Raw genomic sequence first — 22060 nt, 5'->3', positions numbered from 1 at the left:
ACCCGTGATTCGGGGATAGGCCATCCTGCCGCTATTTCTCATGCTTGTGCTGTCGGTGCTGCTGCTGGACGGCCTGATGCCCCGGTTCGCGACGCCGCAGGTGGCGCGGGCGGGCTGGGGGCTGGTCCTTGTGCTGGCCGTGGCGATGGCCTGCCTGCCGCCCGTCTCCGGCCCGGCGGGCCTGCCGCGTGTCGATGCGCTTTCGCTGCCGTTCGTGTTGATCCTGTCGGTGGCGGGGCTGGCGTCGGGGGAGCGGAGCCCGGTGCTGGCCGGCGCGGCGCTGACGGCCGGTGTCGATCATCCTGTCCTGTTCTGTATCGGTGCGGCGGGTCTGTTGCCCCTTCTGCACGCGCGCGGCGTGGTGTCGCGCGGCATGGTGGCCTGGGGCAGCGCCGGGGCGGCCGTGGCGGCGGCCTTGCTGTCCGGCCCGGGGAGTGGGCGGCTGGCGGTGCTGCCCGTTCCCGCGCTGGTGGCGGCGGCGGCGCTGATGGGCGTGTCGCTTCGGCCGCTGGCCGGGGGGCGGCATGGCGGGTCGGGCGGCGTGGCGCATCTGGCGGGGGTGGTGGTGGGGCTCTGTCTGGCCGCGCGGATGCTCGTGGTGTGGCCGGTGGTGCCGGTCGGTGCCGTCTGGGGGGGCGGAGTGGCCGTCGCCGGGCTGGCGCTGGCGCTGGTGGGGGGCGGCCGGGCCCTGGGCGCGCGCGACGCGGGACGGGTACTGGCCGGCATGCTGGCCGGCTGGGGCGGGCTTGGGCTGCTGCTGGTCGGGCTGGTGATGACCGGGCGGGCGGATGACCTGCCGTTGCTGGCGCTGGGGGCGTTCCGCGCCCTGATGCTGCTGGCGGGCGGGGTGGGGATGGCGTTTCTGGCGGCGATCCTGACCCTGGAGCGGATCGCCGAGGCCGCGGGCTCGCTGGATCTGGCGCGTGCCGGGGGGCTGGCCGTGCTCATGCCGAGGACGTCGGGGCTGCTGGCATTGGCGCTGGCCGGCCTGTGTGCCCTGCCGCCGTCGGGCGGGTTCGCCGTGGCGTGGCTGCTGGTGCAGTCGCTGCTGGCGCTGCCGCGTGCCGAGGGGCTGGTGGGGGCGATGCCGCCGCTGGCAACCCTGGCCGGGGTGGGGCTGGCGTGCGGGTTGCTGATCCTGGCGGCGGTGCGGCTGTTGTCCTGTCTGGTGCTGGGCCGGCCGCGCACGCCGCGCGCGGCCGGTGCGAGCGACCCCGCGCCGGGCCGGTTGGCCGTGCCGGGGGCCTGTCTGGCGGGGAGTGCCTGGATGGTGCTGGTGCCCGGGGGCTGGCTGTGGCTGACGCGGCGCGCCGGGTGGGAGGCCGCCGGCCTGGCGGGGCCGGTCCCGTCGGGAGCGCTGCCGGACTGGCTGGCGCTGGCGGCCCCCGGGGGGAGTGGCATGCTGTATCCGCTCGGCGTCGCCGCCCTGCTGGCGCTGGCGGGGGGGCTGGTGTGGGCGCTCTCGCGCCTGGCCGGCACGGTGCCGTCGCGTCCGGTGGCGGCGTGGAACGAAGGGGCGCCGCCCTCGCCGCCGTGGATGCCGTTCGGCGAGCCGACGGCGCAGGCCGGGCCGGCGCAGTTTGCCGGCATGCTGCCATGGGGCGCGCCGGCCGGGTATTCCGCGCGGCGCGGCCTGCGGCGGATCGTGCGTCTGCTCCGCTATGCGGCCCGCCGGGCGGCGTGGCTGGTGGAGGCCGGGGTGGCCGGGGTGTCGCGCCACGCCATGGGGCTGGTGCTGCTGTGGCTGGCCGTGGCGGCGCTGGCCCGGATGTGGGGCCGGTCGTGATGCCGTCATGGAGCGTGATTGCGGCGTGGATGGTGGGGTGCGTGCTGTCGGTGGCGCATATGGCCCTCATGGTCGCCTGCGCGCCCGTCGCGCGGGGGCTGCTGGTGGCCGGCATGGCGCGGTTGGGCGGGGCGGGGCGAGTGCCGGTACTCGCGCGCTGGCGGCTGATCCTGTCCTGCGCGCGGCGGCACGGGGTGCGGGCCGCCGGCGGGGCCGAGATCGTGCCCGCGCTGGCGCTGGCGGTGGCGCTGGCGGCGTGCGCGCTGGTGCCGTCCCTCGCGCTCGGGCTGCCGGGGAGCGGGCTTGCGGACCTGCTGCTGGTTTCCGGGCTGCTGGTGCTGGCGCGGCTGCTGCCGCTGCTGGGGGCGCTGGAGCCGGGCGGGGCGCGGGCGGGGCTGGCGGCGGCGGGCGACGCGGCGGCGCTGGCGGCGATGCAGGCGGTGTTTCCGCTGGCGGTGGCGGCGGCGGTGATGGCGACCGGGCATGGCGGGATCGACGCCCTGCTGACACGGCTGCGCGACCCCGACCCGGGAGGCGGGCGGGTGTCGTCGATGCTGCTGGCCGTGGCGATCCTGCTGGCCGGCCCGGATCTCGGGCCGGGAGACGAGGCGCGCGCGGCGGACCGGATGGTCGATCTGGGCGGACGTGGGCGCGCCGCGCTGGAACTGGCGCGCGATCTTGCGCTGCTGGCCTGGATCACCCTGGCGGGGGACCTGGCGTGGCCCGGCGGGCTGGCGGTGCCGCGGGCGGGCGACCTGTTGCCGGCGGCCGGATCGTTGCCCGGCGCCGTTGCGGCGTGGCTGGCGCGGACGGTGGCGATCTGCGCCGGGATCGTGGCTGCTCGGGTGGTGGTGATGGGCGCGGCGCGCGGGGTGCGCGGCCGGCTGGTGCTGGCGCTGCTGTTCGCGACGCTGGCGGTCGTGGTGCTGTTCACCGGCCAGGAGGTGGCGTGATGGCGTCGGCCTTGCCCGGTCTGCTGATTGCCGCCTCGGTCGTGCTGTCGGGCCTGCGCTGGGGGCTGCCCTGGCAGGGGGGGCTGGTGGTGCTGGCGCTGCTGGCGGCGGCGCTGGATGGCGCGGCCCCTGTGCGCCCCTGCCTGGCGGCGCTGTTCGTGGTGGCGGGGACCGCGCCGCTGGCCTGGGGGCTGGCGCGGCTGGAGGACCGGCCGCCCGCGCCGGGCGAGCGGATATCGGGCGTGGGGGGCGGGCTGCTGCTGACGATCCTGGCCGTGCTGGCGGTGCCGCGCGGGCTGATCGACGCCGTGGGCCGGCCGGAGCTGATCGCGGCGCTGGTGGCCATCCTGTGCGGTGTGCTGGCCGCCGCCGTCCGCCGCTCGGTGGTGGGGCAGTGCGCCGGGCTGGCGGGGGCGGTGAACGGATTGCTGCTGCTGGCCGGCCTGGCGGGGCGCGATGCGGTGCTGGCGGGGGCCGTGGCGTTGCAGGGGGCATTGCTGCTGGTGGCCTTCGTCTGCCTGCGCCGTATCGCCTGGGGCCGGGAGGTGGCGTGAGCGTGGCGCCCGTTCCGGTCCCCGTCATGATTCCTGTGCTGATGCCGCTGGCGCTGTGCTGGCCGTTCCTGTCGATGGGGGTGCTGGCGGCGTGTCCGCCGGCCTCGGTGCGGGCGGCGGCGACCGGGCTGTCGGCGATCGGGCTGGGGCTGGCGGTGCTGGCCGTGCTGTCGCGGAGCGTGTGGCCGGCGACGCCGTTCGCGGTACCGCCCGGTCCGTTGGGGATTCTGCTGCCCCTGCCCCTGCTGGCGCTGTTCGTGGCCAGCCTGTCGGCCGATGCGGCGCCGGCGCGGCGTGGGGCGCGCGTGCTGACGCATGGACTGGCCGGTGGCGCGGTGGTCGCCACGGCCTGCGCCGACCCGTTGTCGGGCGCGGTGGCGGTCGGCGGGGTGGCGATGCTGGTGGCGCTGGCGACCGCCGTGACGCGAGGGGCCGCGCGCGCGGGGTGGGACCTGTTCCGCCTCAGCCTGTCCGGGATCCTGCTGGCCGTGCCCGGTGCCGCCCTGCTGGCGGCGTCCGACGCGGCGGGGCGGCTGGAGGGGCTGGGCGGCGTGCTGCTGACCGTCGGGCTGGGGACCGTCGCGGGGCTGGGTCCGGCCGCGCCGGTGGTGCTGGCGGCCGAGGACGCGGTCGCGCCCGTGGCCCTGGCGCCGGTCATGACGTCGATTCCGGTGCTGCGCCATCTGGCGGAGGGTGTCGACCGGGCGGATGTGCTGGCGCTGGGGGTGGTGACGCTGTGGCTGATGGCGCTGTCCATCCGCGTGGCGCCCGTGGGGCGGCGCGGGCGCCTGTCGCTGGGGCTGGCCGTCGGCCTGGCGGCGGTGGCGGCCGGAGCGGGCGGTGCGGCCGGCCAGGCCGGCCTGGCGGCGCTGCTGCTGTCGGTCGCGCTTTTGGGGCCGCTGGCGCGGCATGGGGAGCCATTCGGGTCTGGCGGGGTGGCGCCGTTGCTGTATTCGCCGCTGCTGCCGTTCGGCGGGCTGGTGCTGACGCTGGTGGCGCTGTGCGGGGCGGCGCCGTTGCTGTTGCTGCCGGTGGCGGTCGGGGTAGTGGTCGGCAGTCCGCCGCCGGCCGGCGGCGGGTCGCGGACCGGCTGGCTGGGGCGCGGGGTGGCCGGCCTGCTGCTGGCTGGCCTGGTGGTGCTGGTGGTGCGGGGGTGGCGATGACGGACAATGCCGAACCCGCGCCGCCTGCCGCCGCCGCGCTGATCCGGCGGGGGGAGGACGAGGCCGGGGGATGGCGGTTCCGCCTGGAGGAGGAGGACTGGCACGCATTGGGCGCGGCGCTGCGGCGGGATCCGCTGTCGTTCGTGACCCTGTGGGCCGACGGGCGGGACGTGCATGCGCTGTTCCTCGATGCCGGGGAGCGCCCGCTGGTGGCGAGCGTCGAACCGTATGGCGGCCGCTATCTGGGCCTGTCGGCGGCGCGCCCGGCGGCTGCGCCGTGCGAGCGTTGCGTGCAGGATTTGTGGGGGTTTTCGGCAATGGACGCGCGGGATTCGCGCCCATGGCTGGACCAGGGGCTGTGGACCGCCACCTGGCCGCTCGGGGCCCGGCCGGGGCCTGTCGCCTGGCCGCCCGAGCCGCCGGATTTCCGGCCGGTGCCGCGCGATCATGCCGTCTGGGGCATCGGGCCGGCCGATGGCGGGCATCGCGCGCCCGCGCATCTGCGTCTGGCGCTGGATGGCGGGGGGGCGGTCGGGCAGGCGGAATGGCGACTGGGCTATGCGCATCGCGGGGTGGTGGCGCGGTTGACGGGGCTCGATGCCGATGGCGCGGTCCGGCTGGCCGGGCGTGCCGTTGCCGGGGCGTCGGTCGCCCATCAATCGGCTTTGTGCCGGGCGATCGAGGACGCGACCGGGCAGGGCGCCGGTGCCGCCGCCGTGCGGTCGCGCGTGCTGCTGGCGGAAATCGAGCGGGCGGCGACCCATCTGCTCGATCTTTCGCGCGTCGCGGGGGCTGCCGGGGCGACGGCGCTGGCGGCGGAGTGCGACCGGCTGCGCGAGGCGATCCTGGAGCAGTGCGGACGGATCGGCGGGCACCGCCTGCTGATGGACCGGGTGTGGGTCGGCGGCGGGGACGAGGTGGCGGCGGCCATCGGCGCGCGGGTGGCGGATCTGCTGGAGGCGGGGCGGGACGGGCTGGCGCGCGGCCGGGCCTGGCCGGGGCTGGAGGCGCGGATCGCCGGGGTCGGCGTGCTGGACGCGCGGGCGGCGCGGAGTCTGGGCGTGGGGGGCGTGGCCGGGCGGGCGTCGGCGCGCGAGGCGGACCTGCGCCGGCTGGTGCCGGGCTATCGCCGCGCCTGGCTGGAGAGCGGCGTGCGGCGCGGCGGCGACGTGGCGGCGCGCATCGATGTGCGGCTGGCGGAGTTGGGCGGCGTCGCGCGCCTGCTGCGGCTGGCGCTGGACGGCCCGCCGGATGTGCCGCCGGCGGCTCGGCCGGCGTCGGGCGAGGGCGTGGGGTGCGCGGAGGGGCCGCGCGGCGGGGTGTGGTATTGGGTCCGTCTGGTCGGGGGGCGGATCGCGGCGGCCCATGTCTGCGATCCGGCGCTGGCGCAGGCCGCGGCGTTGGAGCATGTGCTGGCGGGGGCGCGGGACGAGGATGTGGCGATGATCGTGCGGTCGTTCGGTCTGTCGGCCGCCGGCGCGGACCTTTAGGGAGGGGTGGCTTGGCGTTGCTGCGTGCGTTCCTGGCGCGGGGATTCCGGCCCGCCATCCGCCTGCCGGCGGTGGGGCCGATGGGGGTGTTCCACGTGGAGACCGGCGGGTGCGAGGGGTGCGCGATGGAGGTCGCGGCGCTGGATGGCGCGGCCTATGCGCTCTCGGCGACGGGGGTGCGCTTCGTGACCACGCCGCGCCTGGCCGACGTGCTGCTGGTGACCGGGCCGCTGACCCGCGGCATGGCCCCGGTGCTGGAGGCGGCCTGGCATGCCATGCCCGATCCGCGCGCGCTGGTGGCCGTGGGGGCCTGCGCGATCGATGGCGGCCCGTTCGGGGAGAATTACGCCGTTCTGGGCGGGCTGGAGGGCCGGGCGCCGCTGGATGCGTCGATTCCCGGCTGCCCGCCCTCGCCGGCGGCCATCGTGGCCGGGCTGGCGGGGTTGCTCGGGGTTTCGGGCGCCGTGGCTTCGGGATTGTCTTCCTCCGCCTGAAGGGCGAGGGCTTCCTGCTTCAGGCGGTGGAAGCTGCGGCGGCTGAGGGGGAGCAGGGCGACATAGATCACGCCGGCGGCGGCCAGCGCGCCCCAGGGGTCGGCGACCAGCACGGCGGCGTAGGCGCCGGTGCCCAGCATCAGCGGCAGCACATAAGCCGACGGCACCTTGAAATTCTTGAACGACCAGACCGGCAGCGTGCAGACCAGCAGGAAGGCCGTGAGGCTGAGCGTCAGCGCCGGCAGAAGCGGCAGGCGGGTCATGTCGTAGACCTGGTTCCAGCCCAGCTTGCGGGCCTCCAGCCCCAGGAACAGCGGGAACAGCGCCAGCCCCGCCCCGGCGGGGGCGGGGACGCCGGTGAAGAAATTGCTGGCGTATTTGGGCTTGTCGGTATCGTCCAGGCTGGCGTTGAAGCGGGCCAGGCGCAGCGCCATGCATACCGTGAACATGATGCAGGGCAGGTAGCCGTAGCGCCCGGCATCGCGCAGCGCCCACAGATACAGCACGAAGCCCGGCGCCACGCCGAAACACAGGAAATCGGACAGGCTGTCGAATTCCGCGCCGAAGCGGCTGGTGCCGCGCAGCAGGCGGGCGATCCGCCCGTCCAGCCCGTCGATGCAGGCCGCGATCAGCAGGGCCACCGCCGCGTCGCCGAACCGGTCGTCGAGCGCGAAGCGCATGCCCGTCAGCCCCGCGCACAGGCCCAGCATCGTCATGATGTTGGGGATCAGCCGGTTGAAGGACGGGCCGCGGACGCGCGGCCGCCGCCGGCGGATCAGCCGGCGGCGCCGCCGGGGCGTGGCCGGCTGGGGATCGGTCGGCGCCATCGGGGTCAGAGTCGCGCCATGACCGTTTCGCCGCCGATCATGGTCTGGCCGGCCGTGACCAGCGGTTCCACGCCCGGCGGCAGGTACAGGTCGGTGCGCGAGCCGAAGCGGATCAGGCCGAACCGTTCGCCGGCCTCGTAGGTCATGCCTTCCTCGGCGTCGCACAGGATGCGGCGGGCGATCAGGCCCGCGATCTGCACCACCGCGAGGTTCCGCCCGTCCGCCAGGGTCAGGCGCAGGGCGTTGCGTTCGTTCAGTTCCGACGCCTTGTCGAGGCTGGCGTTGAGGAACTGGCCGGGATGGTAGGCCACGCGGGTGACGGTGCCGGCGGCGGGCATGCGGTTGACGTGGACATCCAGCACCGACAGGAAGGTGGCGATGCGCCAGACCGGTGCCTCGCCCATGTCGAGCGACGCGGGCGGCGCGATCTTTTCCACCGACACCACGCGGCCGTCGGCCGGGGCGACCGCCAGGTGCGGGTCGGCCGGCGGCACGCGCTGGGGGTCGCGGAAGAAATAGAGGCAGAAGCCGAAGAACAGCCCCGCCGCGCGGCCGAGCCAGCGCGCCGGGCGCCAGGGCAGCAGCCGGGCCGCCAGCGCGGTGGCGCCCGATGCCAGGAGGAAGGGGCGGGCGGCGGGATGCGGCCGCGCGAGGACGAGCTTGATGGACTGGATCAGGGACATGGGCCGAGCTTCATGCGGTTTACGGGGGATCGGGTCAAGCGTGGCGCACTGTGGCATGGATCGGGGGGGGGCGGTCAGCCGGGTTCGTAGATCCGGCGCGGCGCGCGGATCAGGGCGGGCGCCGTCAGGACCGGCACGCCGGACCAGACATCCTTGACCGCCTCGATGACGAACACGCCGCCCAGTTGCGGCAGCAGCATGTGGCCGGCCCGTTCCGCCAGGGCGGCGGCGCGCCGGTGCGCCGCGCCCGGCGGCGGCATGAACAGCGCGCCGTCATGGCGTTCGGCGCACAGGAAGGCCTGCGACAGGCGCCGCGCGATCTGGCGGGCGGAAAAGGGCGCGCCCTGGCCGAAGGGGGTGCCGTCGGAATGCGCCCACCAGCCGGTGCGGTTGGGCACCACCAGCAGCAGGCGGCCGTGATCCTTCATGACCTTCCACACCGAGCGGATCAGCGCGTCGGGCCGATCGGTGAGTTCCAGCGCGTGGACCAGCAGCACCCGGTCGAAGGAGAGGTCGGGGAACGGCAGCCGGTCCTCGGCCACCAGGCAGTCGCGCACGCCCTCGGCCATGCGGGCCGGCGCGTCGCGGGTGACGGCGGTGTTGATGCGGGCCGACAGGCACGGCGCGCCGTCCGCGCGGGCCCAGAGCGGCAGGAAGGGCAGGGTGTAGCCCAGCCCCAATATCCGGTCGCCGCCCGTGTGGGGCCAGAAGGCATGGAGGCGCTGGCGCAGCAGCCGGGTCGTGTTGTCGCCCGCGCGGCTGGCGTAGAATGCGGCCGCGGTGCAGATACCGTCTTGCATCATGCCCGATCAGTACAAACTGTTGGAGAGTGCCGGGCGGACCCGGCGATGCGTACGAGACGGAGACAGATCATGGTACTCGCCATTCGCCCGGTCCCGATCCTGGCCGATAATTACGCCTGGCTGCTGCGCGACGAGGAAAGCGGCGCCACCGCGCTGGTCGACCCGGCCGAGGAGGCGCCCCTGGTCGCGGCGGTGGAAGAGGCCGGGGGGCGGCTGGACCAGATTTTCCTGACGCATCATCATGCCGATCATGTGGCGGCGACCGATGCGCTGCGCAAGCGCTTCGGCGCGATTGTGACCGGGGCGGCGGCCGACAGCTATCGGCTGCCGATGCTGGACCAGGCGGTGGATGACGGCGACGGCGTGGCGCTGGGCGGGGCCATCGGCACGGTGATGGAGACGCCGGGGCATACGCGCGGGCATGTCGCCTATTATTTTCCGCTGACCCCGGCGCTGTTCTGCGGCGACACGCTGTTCAGCCTGGGGTGCGGGCGGCTGTTCGAGGGCACGGCGGCGGAGATGTTCGACGCGCTGCGGCGGATCGCCGCCCTGCCGGATGCCACGCTGGTGTGCTGCGGGCATGAATATACCCAGTCCAATGCCCGCTTCGCGCTGGCGGTCGACCCCGAGAATGGTGCGCTGCGGGAGCGTGTGGCCGAGATCGAGCGCCTGCGGGCCGAGGGCGCGCCGACCGTGCCGGTCCGGCTGGGCGAGGAGAAACGCACCAATCCGTTCCTGCGCGCGCCCGATGTCGCGGCGTTCGCGCGGCTGCGGCAGGAAAAGGACGGGTTTCGCTGAGGCCCTTTCTATAGCCGTGCCGGGCTGCCGATCGACGATGAGATCGGATACCTCATGCCATCGTCCGGGCGGCGCGAGACCCAGCGGGCGGCGTCGTTGCCGCGCGAGGTCGAACGGGCGGACATGCGCTGCCGGTGGATCGTGAGCCTGAGAACGGCATGTGACCCTGGGCCATCGGACAAGACGCTTTCAGGCCACATGTTCAGCAAAACTTCGGTCAAAACTTCAGTCAAAACCGGTTTTGCCCGGCGCCCAATAGGCCTTGGCCGCGAGGCGCATGGGCGGGACGCCCAAGCACCGAAGCCTCTGCCTGAGAAGTTGGATGGTCGTAGCCTTTCCGGTCAGCACGAACGTGAAGTCCTTGGCGACAAACGCGGAAAGGGCTGCTTCCATCCTCGCGCAATGCGCGCCGTCGTCGCTCCTGTCGAACAGCGTGGCTCCGTCAAGCCCGAGACGGGCCAGAACGCGGCGGCCTGCTTCGACGTTGCCGAACTCGAAAAGGCAGGCCTTCGGATGCACGCGGCCCGCGCGCCGAAGGGCGCATGCGAGCCCGATCGACGTTTCGTCGCCGAGGACGGCGAGCGCGCCGGGCAAGGCGCCGAGATCCAGCGAGCGGCGCGGACCGAATATGTCGCAGCTATCGCCGGGTCGGGCTCCGCCGAGCCACGCGCTGCCCGGCCCCTGCCCGTGGGAGTACCCCAGCAGGAGGGTACGCCCGGCGGCGTCCCATTCGATCGGCGTATAGGTCCGTGCGACGAAGGCCGACCCCATCGCGATCTGGATCTTATGTCCCGGCGTCCAGGCGGCCCCCCTGAGCGCGGGCCCTTCGAGCGTGATCAGCCGAAAATTTTCGGCGACTTCCTCGCTCGTCGAGACGGTCGCGCGCTTCATGAGGAGTCTCAGCAGGGCTCGACCGACCGGCCCTGACCTCGACGAGGCTGGAGAAGAGGACGCATTCATCGACATCTCCTCACGCGGTCCTGACGGTGAATTCGTTCCCACGCCCGTCGTCGATGGCGAGAGACTGTGACAGGTAGCCATTTTCCGGATTGCGGACGTAATCGAGATAGGTGGGATCGAAGGCGTTCTCACCCAGGATGACCGCGCCCCGCGTCAGGAATGGCTCGACCTGCCTGAGCACGGGCAGATAGAGGGAGAAAGCGCCGTCGAGCAGCAGCAGATCGACTTCGCCGCCTACGGCCCGGAGCGTGTCGAGCGCATCGCCCTCGCGGATATCCACCAGATCGGCCAGCCCGGCCTCTTCGAGGTTGGCGCGTGCCCGGGCTGCCTTGCTCGGCTCAATCTCGCTGCCGATGATCCGTCCGCCACCGTTGTCGCGCAACGCCGCCGCGAGATAGAGGGTCGAAATCCCCATCGATGTGCCAAACTCTACAATGCGTTTCGCCCAGCACGTCCGTGCGATCATGTAGAGGAAGCGGCCGTAGGCGGGCGAGACGGCAAGAAAATTGCCCGCATAGCCACGATAAATCTGCTGATATCCTGCCCGCTCCTCGGTGAGCCAGCGCGGAACCGCCTGCGCGAAGGTCTCGCCGGCCGTCTCGATCTGCGCGATACGCCCCGCTATATGCTCGCGGTCGGCGATTTCGGCCTCCGCATGCAGCGCATTCAGGGTTTGGGCAACACACCTGGTTGTCAACGTGTTCATGGAGCGTCCTTTTCCGTTCCCCCGGCCGGTCGCGCGAGCACTCGACGGGGCCATGGAACAAGGATAAGGGAAGACAGGAACTGACGTCATTACGACGTTCTGACAGATTATTATCGGATCCTGACAATGCCGATCCTGAGCTTTCCCCATAAAGAGAACGAATGGATCGAGCCGGACGAGATCGATCGTCCTGTCGTGACCTTCGGCCTGTCGACCGAACTCACCCGCTTCGAACTTGACCTTCACCATCATCGCAAGGGGCAGATCCTGCTGGTGCAACGCGGCGCGCTGAGTTGCGAGATGGAAGGCGGCTTGTGGATCGTGCCGCCGCGCAGCGCCGTATGGATTCCCGGCGCCACGCCGCACGCCATCAAGGCGTCGGGCGCCATGGAAGGTTACTGCGCCTTCGTCGATCCGGACGCCGACCTTCGGCTGCCGGAGCAGGGATGCGCGGTTTCGGTGACGCCTCTGCTCCGGGAATTGCTTGTTCGCGCGGCCCACTTCCCGGCCTTCTATGAGGAAGGCGGGGTGGAATCGCGCCTGCTGAGGGTTCTTCTCGACGAATTCATCTCGGCGGAAAGCGATGACCTCCATCTTCCGATGCCTGAAGATTCCCGGCTGCGCCGGATCGTCGTTCACATGATGGCGTCGCCAGGAGATCGCAGAACGCTGGACGTCTGGGCGAGGCAGGCAGGAATGAGCGGACGAAGCCTGGAGCGTCTCACGAGGCAGGAGACAGGCATGAGCTTCGGCCGCTGGCGCCAGCAGTTCGCCATCATGCTCGCGGTGGAGCGACTGGCCGGTGGTGCTTCGATCCAGCAGGTGGCCTGCGGTCTTGGCTACGAAAGCGTGCCCAGTTTCGTAACGATGTTTCGGAAGACACTCGGTGTCTCGCCAGGCCGCTACATGGCCGCGCGCCAGGCGGATACGCCCTGACAGTCAGGCGTGTTGCGCTCTTGAGCGAGCGATGTCGGTTTTGGAGAGAATCGTTGTCTTCGGGCATGCGGGGGCACATTCCGCGAAAAGGCGCGGCTGGCGAGCGGCACCTACGCGCTGGTCGAGAACGCGCGGGAATTCGTGTTGGTACCGTGGAAGCCGGTGATCGATCAGCGGATCTGGCAGGAGATTTGAGATGCGGCCTTTGCCTGTGGACCTTCGTGACAAAGCCATGCTTTTCCATGAAGTCCTCATTGGCTTTTGAGCGGTAGGCCGTCGGTGGACGACCGCCTTTACTGACAGTTGAATAGGCCGGAGCCTGCTCCAGATCACCATGGAACACCTCAAAATCCACAGTCCGGGACAATGCCTCGAGTCGATCACCAAGCCCGCTCAAACCGGCCTGCTTCATGAACCCTCCACCTCCCTCCACTGGTGTTATGAGCCGTCGGGGGGCACCGAATAAGACGAGTTAGTGAATGGCCGAAGCGCTACTATCCGGCCGGTCTCGATTTGGTGACAGGAGGAAGCAAAGTGGAACGATGCAAAAGGCGAGGAGCCCGATCAACATAAAGACCTCATTATAGGCAAGAATCGATACCTGGGTCATGAATGTCCGATAAAGCCGATAGAGGGCATATTGGGTTGCTCTCGCGGGTGGCATGCCTGCATCGCGTGCGACCTGCTGCGCGATGGCCAAATAGTGCTGATATTCCGGCCTGAAGGGAGACATCCTGCCCACGAGCGCCGCTTGTTGCCGTTGCTGCGTCTGGATGATCGTCGCCGTAGCCAGGGAGATGGACAATGAGCCGACATAGTTGCGGGCCATGCTGAAGATTGCCGATCCATCGGCGTTCAATTCGCGCGGCAAGGTCGAATAGGCAGCCGTCGAGATCGGCACGAAAAGAAAACCCAGTGAAGCCGTCTGGATGATCCGGAACAGGACGAGGTGCGAAAAATCTATGCTTGGGGTCAGGCGCGCTGATATGAACATGCTCGCTCCCATAATGAAGAAACCGGCGGCTATGATGGTGCGGACCTGCACGACGCCCATCATGCGGCCGATGATCGGGATCATGAGGATCACGACGGCGCCGCCGGGCGCCAGGAGAAGACCCGACCATGTCGCCGTATAGCCAAGTACCTGTTGCGCGAATTGCGGGACAATGACCGCCGAAGCATAGAGAACGGCACCCATCATACCCATGAGGAACGTGCCGGCCGCGAAATTCCGATCCTTGAAGATGTCGAGATTGACCAGCGGATGCCGAGCCCGTCGAAGCCAGATGATGGCTCCGATCATCCCGGCAACCCCGCAGACGGCCATTGCAGTGACGAAGGGCGAGGCGAACCAGTCTTCATCCTCGCCACGATCGCACATGATTTCCAGCCCACCGAGGCCGAGCGAGATCAGAGCGATCCCGATGATATCGACGGGTTGGCGCGCCGAGCGCTCCCATGGCGGATCTTCCACCAGCAGCGCGACGCCGATCGTGGCCAGAATACCGAAGGGTACGTTGACATAGAAAATCCAGCGCCACGAGAAATTATCGACGAGATAGCCGCCGAGCAACGGTCCCATGATCGGGCCGATGATCGTCGCGATCGCGGTCAACCCGAAGGCGGCACCACGCTTGTCCGGCGGGAAGGTGTCGAGAATGATGGATTGCTGGTTTGGTTGCAGGCCGCCACCGAAGAAGCCCTGCATCAGGCGGAAGACGATCAACATCGGCAGTGAGGTCGACAGGCCGCACAGGAAGGAGCAGACCGTGAACATGACGATACAAATCATGAAGTATCGTTTTCGGCCAAATAGTTTTCCGAACCATGCTGAAATCGTCAGTACAATGCCGTTCGCGACCAGATAGGAAGTCAGAGCCCAGGTCGCATCGTCATAGGAACTGCCCAGCGCACCGGAAATGTGCGGTAGCGCCACATTGATGATGGTGCCGTCCAGAATTTCCATGAATGCGGCCAATGTGACGGTCACCGCGATCAGCCACGGATTGGCTGCGGGGCGCCATGGTTCCTTGTCGACCTCGGGCGTCGCGTTCATGATGCAAGCTTGCCAAGGGAGGCCGTTATCCCCTTGACCGGTCGACAGACATCAAGACGCTTTTCCATCGGCGGATTACCCGTTAGGTCTACAGAGCCCACGGATTATTTGTAAGGCACCTAACAGAGTCAAGGGACAAAATGCGGACACCTGGCGAAAGAGACATAGCGTCGGCTGAAATCCGGCAAAAAATGGCGACGGTCCTCGACGCCGATGCCATGGCGGCGATCGAGCTTATGTTTGCTCTCCGTTCTGCCGTGCAGGGGTTGGATAATGTCTTCACGCGATGGTTGGAAAAGGACGAGCTGACGCCGGGGCGGTGGCAAGTCCTTGTCGTTCTATGGGCCGCGGATGGCCCGATCCCGCATCGCGTGATCGTCCAGGCGCTCAAAGTAAGCCGTGCGACCGTTTCTGGTCTGGTCGAGGCTCTTTTGGCTCAAGCTTACGTGGAAGTCGCAGAAGATCCGCAGGATCGACGCCAGGTTCTCGTCGCCCTTACGCCAAAAGGCGAACGGACAACCCTGCGCCTTCTTCATGAAAATACGCAATTACTTCAAAAAATATTCCGAAACATAAAATCTGATATACGTAAATTCGAAACTATTTTATCGAGAATTGATATAGATGCAAATCGATAACATTCCATATCGCAAACCACGCGTGAACCGCCGTGCCGTCGTGACCATCCGGCGCGGCCGTGCTAGGATTTCGGACCCCGGCGCGCGTATTCGGTAGGAATGCCCCGGCCGATCGTCCTGCCAGCCCGTCGATGGAGGGTATATTGCCGGATGCCAGCCGCCCGGGCGCCCCGGTCGTCATCAAGAAATACGCCAACCGACGTCTCTACGACACCGAGCGGTCGATCTATGTCACGCTCGATGCGCTGGCCGACATGGTCCGTTCCGGTCGGGACTTCGTGGTGTTCGACGCCCGCACGGGCGACGATATCACCCGCTCCGTGCTGATCCAGATCATCATGGAGGAGGAGACCAGGGGGCGCGCCATGCTGCCCGCCAGCTTCCTGCGGCAGATCATCCGCTTCTATGGCGACCGCATGCAGGGGTTGGTGCCGGACTATCTGGACCGGGCGATGGCGATGTTCGCCTCGCTCCGCCAGTCGGCCGAGGGGCGGCGACCGGCGGGCGGGGTCGTGGCGCCCGGGAACGTGGAAGCGGCCGGGAGCGTGGAAGAGGAAGTGTGGCGTCTGCGCCGCGAGGTCGCGGCCTTGCAGGCCGCGCTGGACGGCTCGCGCGACGCTGCGGACTGACACTGCGGATCGGCACTGCGGGCTGGTGCTGCGGGCTGGCGCTGCCGGGTGGAGGCTCAGGGCAGGAGGTCCGCCATGTGCCCCAGTGCCATCGCGCCGAGGAACAGGGTGCCGCCTTGCAGGCGGAGCGGCAGGCTGAGGCGGCGGTCGGTCGGGGGTGGGGCGTCCGGCGCGGCGTCGCCCGGAGAGCCCCGGGCCAGCCGGTCGATGGCGGTGACGGCCCGGGCCCAGTCCGGCGACAGGGCGCCAGCCTGGTCGAGGGTGCGGACGGTTCGGCCGATCCCGGCCACCGTCAGGGTGAAGGTGCCGTTCGCGCCGCCGGTGGCGGGCAGGCGCGCCCGGCCCGCGACCGCGAGCGACAGGTGCATCCAGCGCGCGTGCAGGTCCTGCACCAGCAGGGTCGATCCGCCGCCGCCGGGGAGGGACAGGGTCAGGCCGGTATCGGACAGGCGGTGGGCCTCCGCCGGGGTGGGGGGCAGCGGCCAGGTCGGGGGCAGGTCCAGCATCGCGGCGCGGGCGGTCAGGGCCAGCCGGCTGGCATCGGGGCCGGCCCGGCCATTCCAGAGCAGGCGGCCCGCGAGGTCATGCAGCCTCAGGTCGGTCGTGCGGCCATCCGCCGCCAGTACCTGGAGGGCGAGCGAGCGGGCGGCCCAGGTGGCGTGGCCGGCCATGGCATCGGGCGACAGGCCGTGCGACAGGCCGAGTGGCAGGCCGAACCGGAGGCCGTCGCCCTGGGCGCGGAGCGCCAGAAGCGGGCCGGGACCGGCGAGGCGCGCGGCCTGCGGGCCTTCCAGCCCGATCCGGAGTGTCAGCGGGTGCAGGAGGGACAGGGACAGGGCGACCGTCCGCGCGCCCCAGGCCACGGTTCGCCCGGCCGCCGGGCCCTCCAGGCGCGGGTCTTGCAGGGTGAGCCGTGCCGTGAGGGGCGACCCGCCGCGCGCGGGCGTGCCGGGGCGCACGGTCCAGCCCTCGCGGCGCAACTGCGCGCTCCATCGGGCGGCCATCTGGTCCAGCGTCCGCTGTGCCGCCTGCCACGCCGCGCCGTCGAGGAGCGCGAGCGCCAGCATGGCCAGCATGGCCCGGTGTGGCCATGGACGGACTCGGCGCGCGGGTCGGGTGGCGGGTGGCGGCATGTCGGTCTTGATAGGGCACATCCCGTACGGCCGGGAACAGATTGATTCACAAATCTTTCACAGCGCGCCCCGGCGGAGGGCATGCGCGGGGCGTGAATTTATCCACAATGCCGGGTGGCTGGAGGCATGGAGATGGGCTGGAACGGGGCCTCGGGCGGTCCAGGGGCGGATATCCTGGGAAAATATGCCGGAAACTGATTTAAAAATAATATGTTATGGCGTTGTTCCGCTCCGCCGGGTGATTTGGGGCGTGGCGGCGGAGGGAGACGGCCAGGGGGTGGACAAACGGACCGTCACAGGCCCGTCGCATGACCAGTGCGACTGCCCACAGAGTTATCCACAGGGTTTCGCGCGTCGGGGCTGCTGTCGAAGCCGGTCGACAAGTCCTGCCACCGCGTGGCGATTCCATCCAGGATGCGCGCCTTGCCCAGGTCGGGCGGCAGGGCGGGGCCGATGGCGATATGGATGGGGCCGGGGCGCTTGACGAAGGCGTTGCGCGACCAGCGCAGGCCGGAATCGGTCGCCACGGGGATGATCGGCAGGCCGGTATGGCCGGCCATGGCGACGATGCCGGGGTGCAGCCGACTGGTTTCGCCGGCCCGGGTGCGGGTGCCCTCGGGGAAGATCACGATCTGGCGGCCGTCGGCGGCGGCTTGCCCGGTGGAGACCAGGAGGGCGCGGAGCGCCTTGGCGCGGTCGGTGCGGCGGACGGGGATCATGCCCGCCAGCAGCAGCATCGGGCCGAGCAGGGGGATGCGCGTCAGTTCCTCCTTCATCACATAGGCGGGGCGATCGACCAGGTTCATCCAGACCAGCGTGTCGAAGGCCGACTGATGCTGCGACGCCAGCAGGCATGGCCCCGCCGGCAGGTGCTCGCGGCCCGTCACGATGACCGTGATGCCGCAGATCCGGCAGAGGCCCGCCACCGACAGCCGGGTCCACAGCTTGGCGTAGGGCAGCGCGAGCCGGGGGGCGAACAGGCGGATGGGCAGCGCCGCGATGCCCATCGCGAGCGTCAGCAGCACGAAATAGAGATTGAAGAGGCAGGTGCGGACGAAAATCATGGGAGCGGCATCATTCCGGACTGGGCGTGTCGGCGGTGTGGCGGCGTACATCAGAAAAACCGTCCGAAGACAAGATCAGTCCCCAGCCCGGGCCGGCATGGTGCGGGCCAGGTCCAGGCCGGCCATCAGCCATTTGTCGTATTCCGTGGCCAGCAGCCGGAGGGAGGAGGCGCGCAGCGGCGACCGCAGCGCGGGCGGGCGGACCGGGTAGGGATGGAGCGCGACGTCGGGCAGGGTGCGGTGGATTTCCATCATCGCGCGGCGGATATGATAGCCGGCGGTGACCACGATCAGCGACCGCAGCCGGTTCGCGCGGGCCCATTGCGCGGTTTCGTCCGCGTTGCCGATGGTCGAGGTGGCGCGCCGGCCCAGCGTGACCTGCCGCCAGGCCCCGGCCGTCAGGCTGGCGGCCAGGTCGGGCGGCAGGGCGGCGGCGAGGCTGGCCGGCGTGGCGCGCGGGGCGACGCCGGAGATCAGCAATTGCCGCGCCCTTCCATCGGCCAGCAGCCGCAGCGAGGCCTCGACCCGGCCCTGTCCGCCCGTCAGGGCCACGATCCCGTCGGTGACCGGTGGCGGGACGGGTGGTTTCAGCGCGTCGTGGACGAACCAGGCGAAGCCCGCGCCCCACAGGACCATGCAGCCCAGCAGGCCGGCCAGCGTGCCGAGGAGGAAGCGCCGCGCGGCGCCGCCGTGCCGCGCCATCAGGGCAGCGTGCGCAGCCATGCGCGCACCGTGGCCTGGGTGGTCAGCCAGCCGATCGTCGCGGCCGCCGGAGCCAGGGCCAGCAGGGTGACGATGAGCGGCGTGGGCAGCGTGTCGCGCAGCAGGGCAAGCAGCGTGGCCCAGTCCGCCGGCGATGCGGGCGCCGGCGATGGCGCCGCCTGCGCGAAGGGGGCGGCGACGCGCGACAGCAGCACCAGGAGCGGCAGCGCCGCCACGCTGCCGGCCAGGCCGCCGACAAAGGCCAGCAGGGCGGTCCGGCGGGCGAAGCGGCCCGCGATATAGCCGTCGGACGCGCCCATGGCGTGGATCAGCTCGATCGGCATGCGGCGGGCCGCCAGCCCGGCCCGGGTGGTGGCCGCGATCAGCACCACCGCGATGCCGGCCACGATCGCCACCGCCAGCAGCGCGCAGCCATGCAGGCTGTCGGCCAGGCGGCCCAGCCGCGCGCCCCATTCGGCATTGCGCTCGACCAGCGTGCCGGGTGCCACGGTGGCGAGCCGGCGGGCCAGGGACGCCGCATCGGGATCGGCGCCGGTCTCCGCGCCGGTCTCCGCCGCCATGTGCAGTTCGATGATCGCGGGCAGGGTGAGGGCGAATTCGGTGGCCTGGCCCAGCCAGGGGGCCAGCAGGGCGGCCAGTTCCGCCTTGTCCAGCCGATGCACGCGCGAGGCGCCGGGCGTGTCCGCCAGGGCGGCCAGCACGGCGTCGGCGCGCGTGGAGGGGGGCGATGCCGCCGGGGCGTCGGGGTCGGGGACCTGGATGGTCAGCAGCGACGCGGCGCCGGCCGACCAGCGCGCGGAGAGGATCGCGGCGCCCGTGGCGCCGGCCAGCGCGAGCGCCGCCAGCACCGCCATGGCCGCGACCAGCAACGGCAGCAGCCGGTCGGGCAGGGCGCGGCGCAGGGCCAGCCCGTCGGCGCGCCGGGCGCGGTGCCAGCGGGCGAGGAGGCCCGGCGCGGCGCGCTCAGCCATCGCGCACCAGCCTGCCGTGCGCCAGTTCCAGCGCGTGGGCCGGCCGGCGGCGGATCAGCGCGTCGTTGTGGGTGGCGACCACGATCGTGGTGCCCAGGCCCGACAGGTCGCGGAACAGGTCCATCAGCCGGGTGGCCTGGTGTTCGTCCAGCGCGTTCGTGGGCTCGTCGGCCAGCACCAGCGCCGGGCGGTGGATCACGGCGCGGGCGATGGCCACGCGCTGCTGCTCGCCGCCCGAAAGCTGCGGCGGCCGGGCGGCGGCGCGGGAGCCCAGCCCGACCCAGTCGAGGATGGCGTGGACTTCGTCCCGCACCTCGTCCTCCGGCCGGCGTTGCAGGCGCAGGGGCAGGGCGACGTTGTCGAAGACCGGCAGGTCGGGCAGCAGGCGGAAATCCTGATGCACCACGCCGATGCGCCGCCGCAGCCGGGCCAGTGCCGCGCGGCGGGCGGGGGCGATGCTGGTGCCCAGGAGTTCCAGCGTGCCCGTCGTCGGCCGGGCGCCCAGCGCCAGCAGGCGCAGCAGGCTGGACTTGCCGGCGCCCGAGGGGCCGAGCAGCCAGCGGAAGCCGCCCTGCGGCACCGCGAACGAGACCTGGCGCAGCGCCACCGGCGCCTGGGCACCGGAGGCGCCGGCGGTCTCATAGCGAAAACTGACGTCGCGAAGCCGGATCACCGGAGGGCGGGCGGCAGCCGCGTCACATTTCGCGCGCCGCGACGGCGGCCAGCGTGGCGCACAGCGCCGCCGCCGCCATCATCAGCAGCCCGTCGGCCACCAGCGAATCGGCGGTCACGACATGGGCGCCGATGACGATCTGGCGCGGGATGGTGCCGGCGACGTGGGTGACGATGTCGCGCGTCTGCGGATCGGCCGACGCGGCACTGGCGCCGATGGCGCCGACGATATGGGGCAGGGCGCTCCAGCCCACGCCGAGGATCAGCACCAGAGGCGCCAGCAGTTCGGTGACCTGCTGGACGAAATAGAACAGACCATACAGCACGGCGCATATCGCCACGCGGACGATGCGGGCGACGGGAAAGCCCCGCGACTGGCCCTCACGCGGGGAAAGGAACCGGTCGGCGGCGCGGCCCGAATTGAAACTGTCCATGACGGTCGGATCTCCGGCGGCGGTGCGGCGCGCCCGACCTGCCGGGTACGCATCCCTGCCGGAGGTAGCCGTCACTTGTATTAAATGCAATCTTCGGGAAGAAAAGCAGGCAGGAATCGCGCCGCGACGATATCGCCAAACCGGCGCGGGTGGAAGGCAGCAAAGCCCCGGTGTCAGTGGCCGTCGTCATCTTCCGTCTGGTGGATACATGCTATGGCCTGCCCGCGCCCGCGGTGCGGGAATGCGTGGCGATGCCGGAACTCGTCCGGCCGGCGGGAACGCCCGCGCCGGTCCTGGGGTTCTTTCGCCTCGGCGGCGAGCGGGTGGCCGCGATCGATCTCGCGGTTCTGCTGGGGCTGCGGGACTGGCTTGCGCCCGACGCGGCCGCGATGCTGTATCGGCCGCTGCTGCTGTGCGGCGCGGGCGCGGGCGTGAGGACGGCCTTCATGGTCGACGGCGTGCTGGACGTGCGGCCGATGGCCGGGGCCGTGACGGCGTTGCCCGACGACGCGCGGCCCGCCGGGGACTGGCTGGCGGGGGAGGTCGAACTGGTCGGAGGCATGACCGCGCTGCTGATGGACCCGGACCGGCTGCTGATGGAGCGCGAGCGGCGGCGCATCGAGGCCCTGGCCCGGGATGCCGCCCTGCGCGACGCCGTGTGGGAGGGGGCGGATGTCTGACCCCCGGGGCGCCTTCGAGCGGCTGGCGGCGCGGGTGGTCGCGCGGACGGGGCTGCATTACTACGCCGACAAGACGGACCTGCTGGAGATGGTGCTGCGGCGGCGCATGGATGCGCGCGGCTGCGCCGGCCCGACGGAGTATCTGGCGCTGCTGTCGGACGATGCGGCCGGAGTGGCCGAGTGGCGGGCGCTGGAATCCGCCGTGACCATCGGCGAGACGTTCTTCTTCCGCTATGCCGAGCAGTTCCACGCGCTGGAGCGCACGATCCTGCCCGACCTGCTGACCCGGCTGCGGCCCCGGCGCGCCATCCGGATCTGGAGCGTCGGCTGCGCCAACGGCGCCGAGCCCTATTCGCTGGCCATCCTGCTGCACCGCATGCTGCGGGCGCGCGGCGAGGCCGACTGGGATGTGGAGATCCTGGGCACCGACATCAGCGAGCAGGCGCTGGAGCGCGCCCGGCGCGCGGAATATGGCGCGTGGTCGCTGCGCGATGTCGGCGCGTCGGAGCGGCGGCGATGGTTTCGACCCGCCCCCTGCGGACGGCACTGGATCCTGCGCGACGTCTATCGCCGCATGGTGCGCTTCGCCTATGGCAACATCATGGACCTGCCGGCCGGCGGCGGCCCGGGCGGGCCGTTCGACCTGATTCTGTGCCGCAACGTGCTGCTGTATTTCGAAACCGCGCGGGCGCTCGACCTGGTGCGGGCGATGGCGGAGCGGCTGTCGCCGCCGGGTTGGCTGCTGCTGGGGCATTCGGACCCGATCGGCGAATGCGGCGCGTTTCTCGACATGGTGACGTTTGCCGGCACGGTGGCGTTCCGCGCCGCGGGCGCGCGGCACGGGCCGGCGGCGCCGTGCCGCTTCGTGCGGTCCGCCGCGCCGGGGACGGCGGGGGGGCCGCGCGTG

General features: G+C 71.2%; 23 protein-coding genes and 2 pseudogenes. 12 read left to right on the top strand and 13 right to left on the bottom strand.

The genetic code is table 11. The features are described from left to right. Positions 1-40 precede the first annotated feature (40 nt). From HLH48_RS18660 to HLH48_RS18635, 6 genes and pseudogenes are all read left to right on the top strand, one after another. Positions 41-1786: a proton-conducting transporter transmembrane domain-containing protein gene (locus HLH48_RS18660; RefSeq protein WP_182998984.1), complete on the top strand. Its 1746-nt coding sequence runs from the start codon at positions 41-43 to the stop codon at positions 1784-1786. After that, the gene (locus HLH48_RS18655; RefSeq protein WP_182998983.1) at positions 1783-2739 is read left to right on the top strand and encodes a hypothetical protein; all 957 of its coding nucleotides are present in this window, start codon (positions 1783-1785) and stop codon (positions 2737-2739) included. The genes HLH48_RS18660 and HLH48_RS18655 overlap by 4 nt, the downstream gene beginning before the upstream one ends. Further along, the gene (locus HLH48_RS18650) at positions 2739-3293 is read left to right on the top strand and encodes a hypothetical protein (protein ID WP_182998982.1); all 555 of its coding nucleotides are present in this window, start codon (positions 2739-2741) and stop codon (positions 3291-3293) included. The genes HLH48_RS18655 and HLH48_RS18650 overlap by 1 nt, the downstream gene beginning before the upstream one ends. Then, positions 3290-4456 carry a hypothetical protein gene (locus HLH48_RS18645; RefSeq protein ID WP_343065445.1) on the top strand — a complete coding sequence of 389 codons (1167 nt, stop codon included), beginning with the start codon at positions 3290-3292 and terminating at the stop codon, positions 4454-4456. Before HLH48_RS18650 ends, HLH48_RS18645 begins: the two co-directional genes overlap by 4 nt. Next, positions 4453-5946: an NADH-quinone oxidoreductase subunit D-related protein gene (locus HLH48_RS18640; RefSeq protein WP_182998981.1), complete on the top strand. Its 1494-nt coding sequence runs from the start codon at positions 4453-4455 to the stop codon at positions 5944-5946. The genes HLH48_RS18645 and HLH48_RS18640 overlap by 4 nt, the downstream gene beginning before the upstream one ends. Before the next feature lie 80 nt (positions 5947-6026). Beyond that, positions 6027-6326: pseudogene (locus HLH48_RS18635) on the top strand (NADH-quinone oxidoreductase subunit B family protein); the annotation flags it as partial. On the opposite strand, the gene HLH48_RS18630 reads toward HLH48_RS18635, so the two are convergent. From HLH48_RS18630 to HLH48_RS18620, 3 genes are all read right to left on the bottom strand, one after another. Continuing rightward, the gene (locus tag HLH48_RS18630; protein ID WP_246387521.1) at positions 6290-7267 is read right to left on the bottom strand and encodes a CDP-alcohol phosphatidyltransferase family protein; all 978 of its coding nucleotides are present in this window, start codon (positions 7265-7267) and stop codon (positions 6290-6292) included. The pseudogene HLH48_RS18635 and the gene HLH48_RS18630 overlap by 37 nt on opposite strands. A 5-nt stretch (positions 7268-7272) precedes the next feature. After that, positions 7273-7950 carry a phosphatidylserine decarboxylase gene (locus HLH48_RS18625; protein WP_246387519.1) on the bottom strand — a complete coding sequence of 226 codons (678 nt, stop codon included), beginning with the start codon at positions 7948-7950 and terminating at the stop codon, positions 7273-7275. A 74-nt stretch (positions 7951-8024) separates the two neighbouring features. Next, a complete protein-coding gene (locus HLH48_RS18620) occupies positions 8025-8753 on the bottom strand; it encodes a class I SAM-dependent methyltransferase (protein WP_246387517.1) in 729 nt (242 codons plus the stop codon). A 69-nt stretch (positions 8754-8822) separates the two neighbouring features. On the opposite strand from HLH48_RS18620, the gene gloB reads away from it, so the two are divergent. After that, on the top strand, positions 8823-9551 hold the full coding sequence (gene gloB, locus HLH48_RS18615) for a hydroxyacylglutathione hydrolase (RefSeq protein WP_182998979.1): 729 nt from the start codon (positions 8823-8825) through the stop codon (positions 9549-9551). A 225-nt stretch (positions 9552-9776) separates the two neighbouring features. On the opposite strand, the gene HLH48_RS18610 is transcribed toward gloB, so the two are convergent. Next, entirely contained in the window at positions 9777-10442 is a 666-nt protein-coding gene (locus HLH48_RS18610; RefSeq protein ID WP_220795198.1) for a siderophore-interacting protein, read from the bottom strand. A gap of 79 nt (positions 10443-10521) precedes the next feature. Then, complete coding sequence (locus tag HLH48_RS18605; protein ID WP_182998977.1) at positions 10522-11217, bottom strand: O-methyltransferase; 696 nt, start codon at positions 11215-11217, stop codon at positions 10522-10524. Positions 11218-11343: 126 nt separating this feature from the next. Here HLH48_RS18605 and HLH48_RS18600 point away from each other — a divergent pair, with 126 nt between their 5' ends. Continuing rightward, positions 11344-12153: an AraC family transcriptional regulator gene (locus tag HLH48_RS18600; protein WP_182998976.1), complete on the top strand. Its 810-nt coding sequence runs from the start codon at positions 11344-11346 to the stop codon at positions 12151-12153. Positions 12154-12289: 136 nt separating this feature from the next. Here the strand turns inward: HLH48_RS18600 and HLH48_RS23825 are convergent. Together HLH48_RS23825 and HLH48_RS18590 are read right to left on the bottom strand one after the other, a co-directional pair. Then, positions 12290-12430, bottom strand: a pseudogene (locus HLH48_RS23825) (IS5/IS1182 family transposase); the annotation flags it as partial. A 195-nt stretch (positions 12431-12625) separates the two neighbouring features. Further along, the gene (locus HLH48_RS18590; protein ID WP_182998975.1) at positions 12626-14209 is read right to left on the bottom strand and encodes a DHA2 family efflux MFS transporter permease subunit; all 1584 of its coding nucleotides are present in this window, start codon (positions 14207-14209) and stop codon (positions 12626-12628) included. Positions 14210-14400: 191 nt separating this feature from the next. Between HLH48_RS18590 and HLH48_RS18585 the strand changes: the two genes are divergently transcribed. Then, the gene (locus HLH48_RS18585) at positions 14401-14847 is read left to right on the top strand and encodes a MarR family winged helix-turn-helix transcriptional regulator (protein WP_182998974.1); all 447 of its coding nucleotides are present in this window, start codon (positions 14401-14403) and stop codon (positions 14845-14847) included. 131 nt (positions 14848-14978) lie between these two features. After that, positions 14979-15476 (top strand): polyhydroxyalkanoate synthesis repressor PhaR, encoded by a 498-nt coding sequence (phaR, locus tag HLH48_RS18580; protein WP_182998973.1) that lies wholly within the window; start codon positions 14979-14981, stop codon positions 15474-15476. A 56-nt stretch (positions 15477-15532) separates the two neighbouring features. Here phaR and HLH48_RS18575 read toward each other — a convergent pair whose 3' ends face one another. The 6 genes from HLH48_RS18575 to HLH48_RS18550 all read right to left on the bottom strand — a co-directional run bounded on the left by HLH48_RS18575 (position 15533) and on the right by HLH48_RS18550 (position 20473). Further along, positions 15533-16552, bottom strand: coding sequence for a DUF2125 domain-containing protein (locus tag HLH48_RS18575; protein ID WP_182998972.1), 1020 nt, complete (start codon positions 16550-16552; stop codon positions 15533-15535). Positions 16553-16902: 350 nt separating this feature from the next. Next, the gene (locus tag HLH48_RS18570; protein ID WP_182998971.1) at positions 16903-17673 is read right to left on the bottom strand and encodes a lysophospholipid acyltransferase family protein; all 771 of its coding nucleotides are present in this window, start codon (positions 17671-17673) and stop codon (positions 16903-16905) included. Between the two features lie 75 nt (positions 17674-17748). After that, a complete protein-coding gene (locus tag HLH48_RS18565; protein ID WP_182998970.1) occupies positions 17749-18396 on the bottom strand; it encodes a YdcF family protein in 648 nt (215 codons plus the stop codon). Continuing rightward, a complete protein-coding gene (locus HLH48_RS18560) occupies positions 18375-19367 on the bottom strand; it encodes a cell division protein FtsX (RefSeq protein ID WP_182998969.1) in 993 nt (330 codons plus the stop codon). The genes HLH48_RS18565 and HLH48_RS18560 overlap by 22 nt, the downstream gene beginning before the upstream one ends. Next, positions 19360-20040 carry a cell division ATP-binding protein FtsE gene (locus tag HLH48_RS18555; protein WP_182998968.1) on the bottom strand — a complete coding sequence of 227 codons (681 nt, stop codon included), beginning with the start codon at positions 20038-20040 and terminating at the stop codon, positions 19360-19362. The genes HLH48_RS18560 and HLH48_RS18555 overlap by 8 nt, the downstream gene beginning before the upstream one ends. Positions 20041-20062: 22 nt before the next feature. Further along, positions 20063-20473, bottom strand: coding sequence for a hypothetical protein (locus tag HLH48_RS18550; protein WP_182998967.1), 411 nt, complete (start codon positions 20471-20473; stop codon positions 20063-20065). Positions 20474-20643: 170 nt separating this feature from the next. Between HLH48_RS18550 and HLH48_RS18545 the strand changes: the two genes are divergently transcribed. Further along, positions 20644-21153 carry a chemotaxis protein CheW gene (locus HLH48_RS18545; protein WP_264813238.1) on the top strand — a complete coding sequence of 170 codons (510 nt, stop codon included), beginning with the start codon at positions 20644-20646 and terminating at the stop codon, positions 21151-21153. Then, a partial coding sequence (locus HLH48_RS18540; RefSeq protein ID WP_182998965.1) for a CheR family methyltransferase occupies positions 21146-22060 on the top strand: 915 nt, incomplete at its 3' end. The genes HLH48_RS18545 and HLH48_RS18540, both read left to right, overlap by 8 nt.

The sequence above is a fragment of the Gluconacetobacter sacchari genome (genome assembly GCF_014174255.1).
GTDB lineage: Bacteria > Pseudomonadota > Alphaproteobacteria > Acetobacterales > Acetobacteraceae > Gluconacetobacter > Gluconacetobacter sacchari.
Note: the sequence above shows the minus strand (reverse complement) of the source record. Positions and strands in the feature narration are given on the sequence as shown.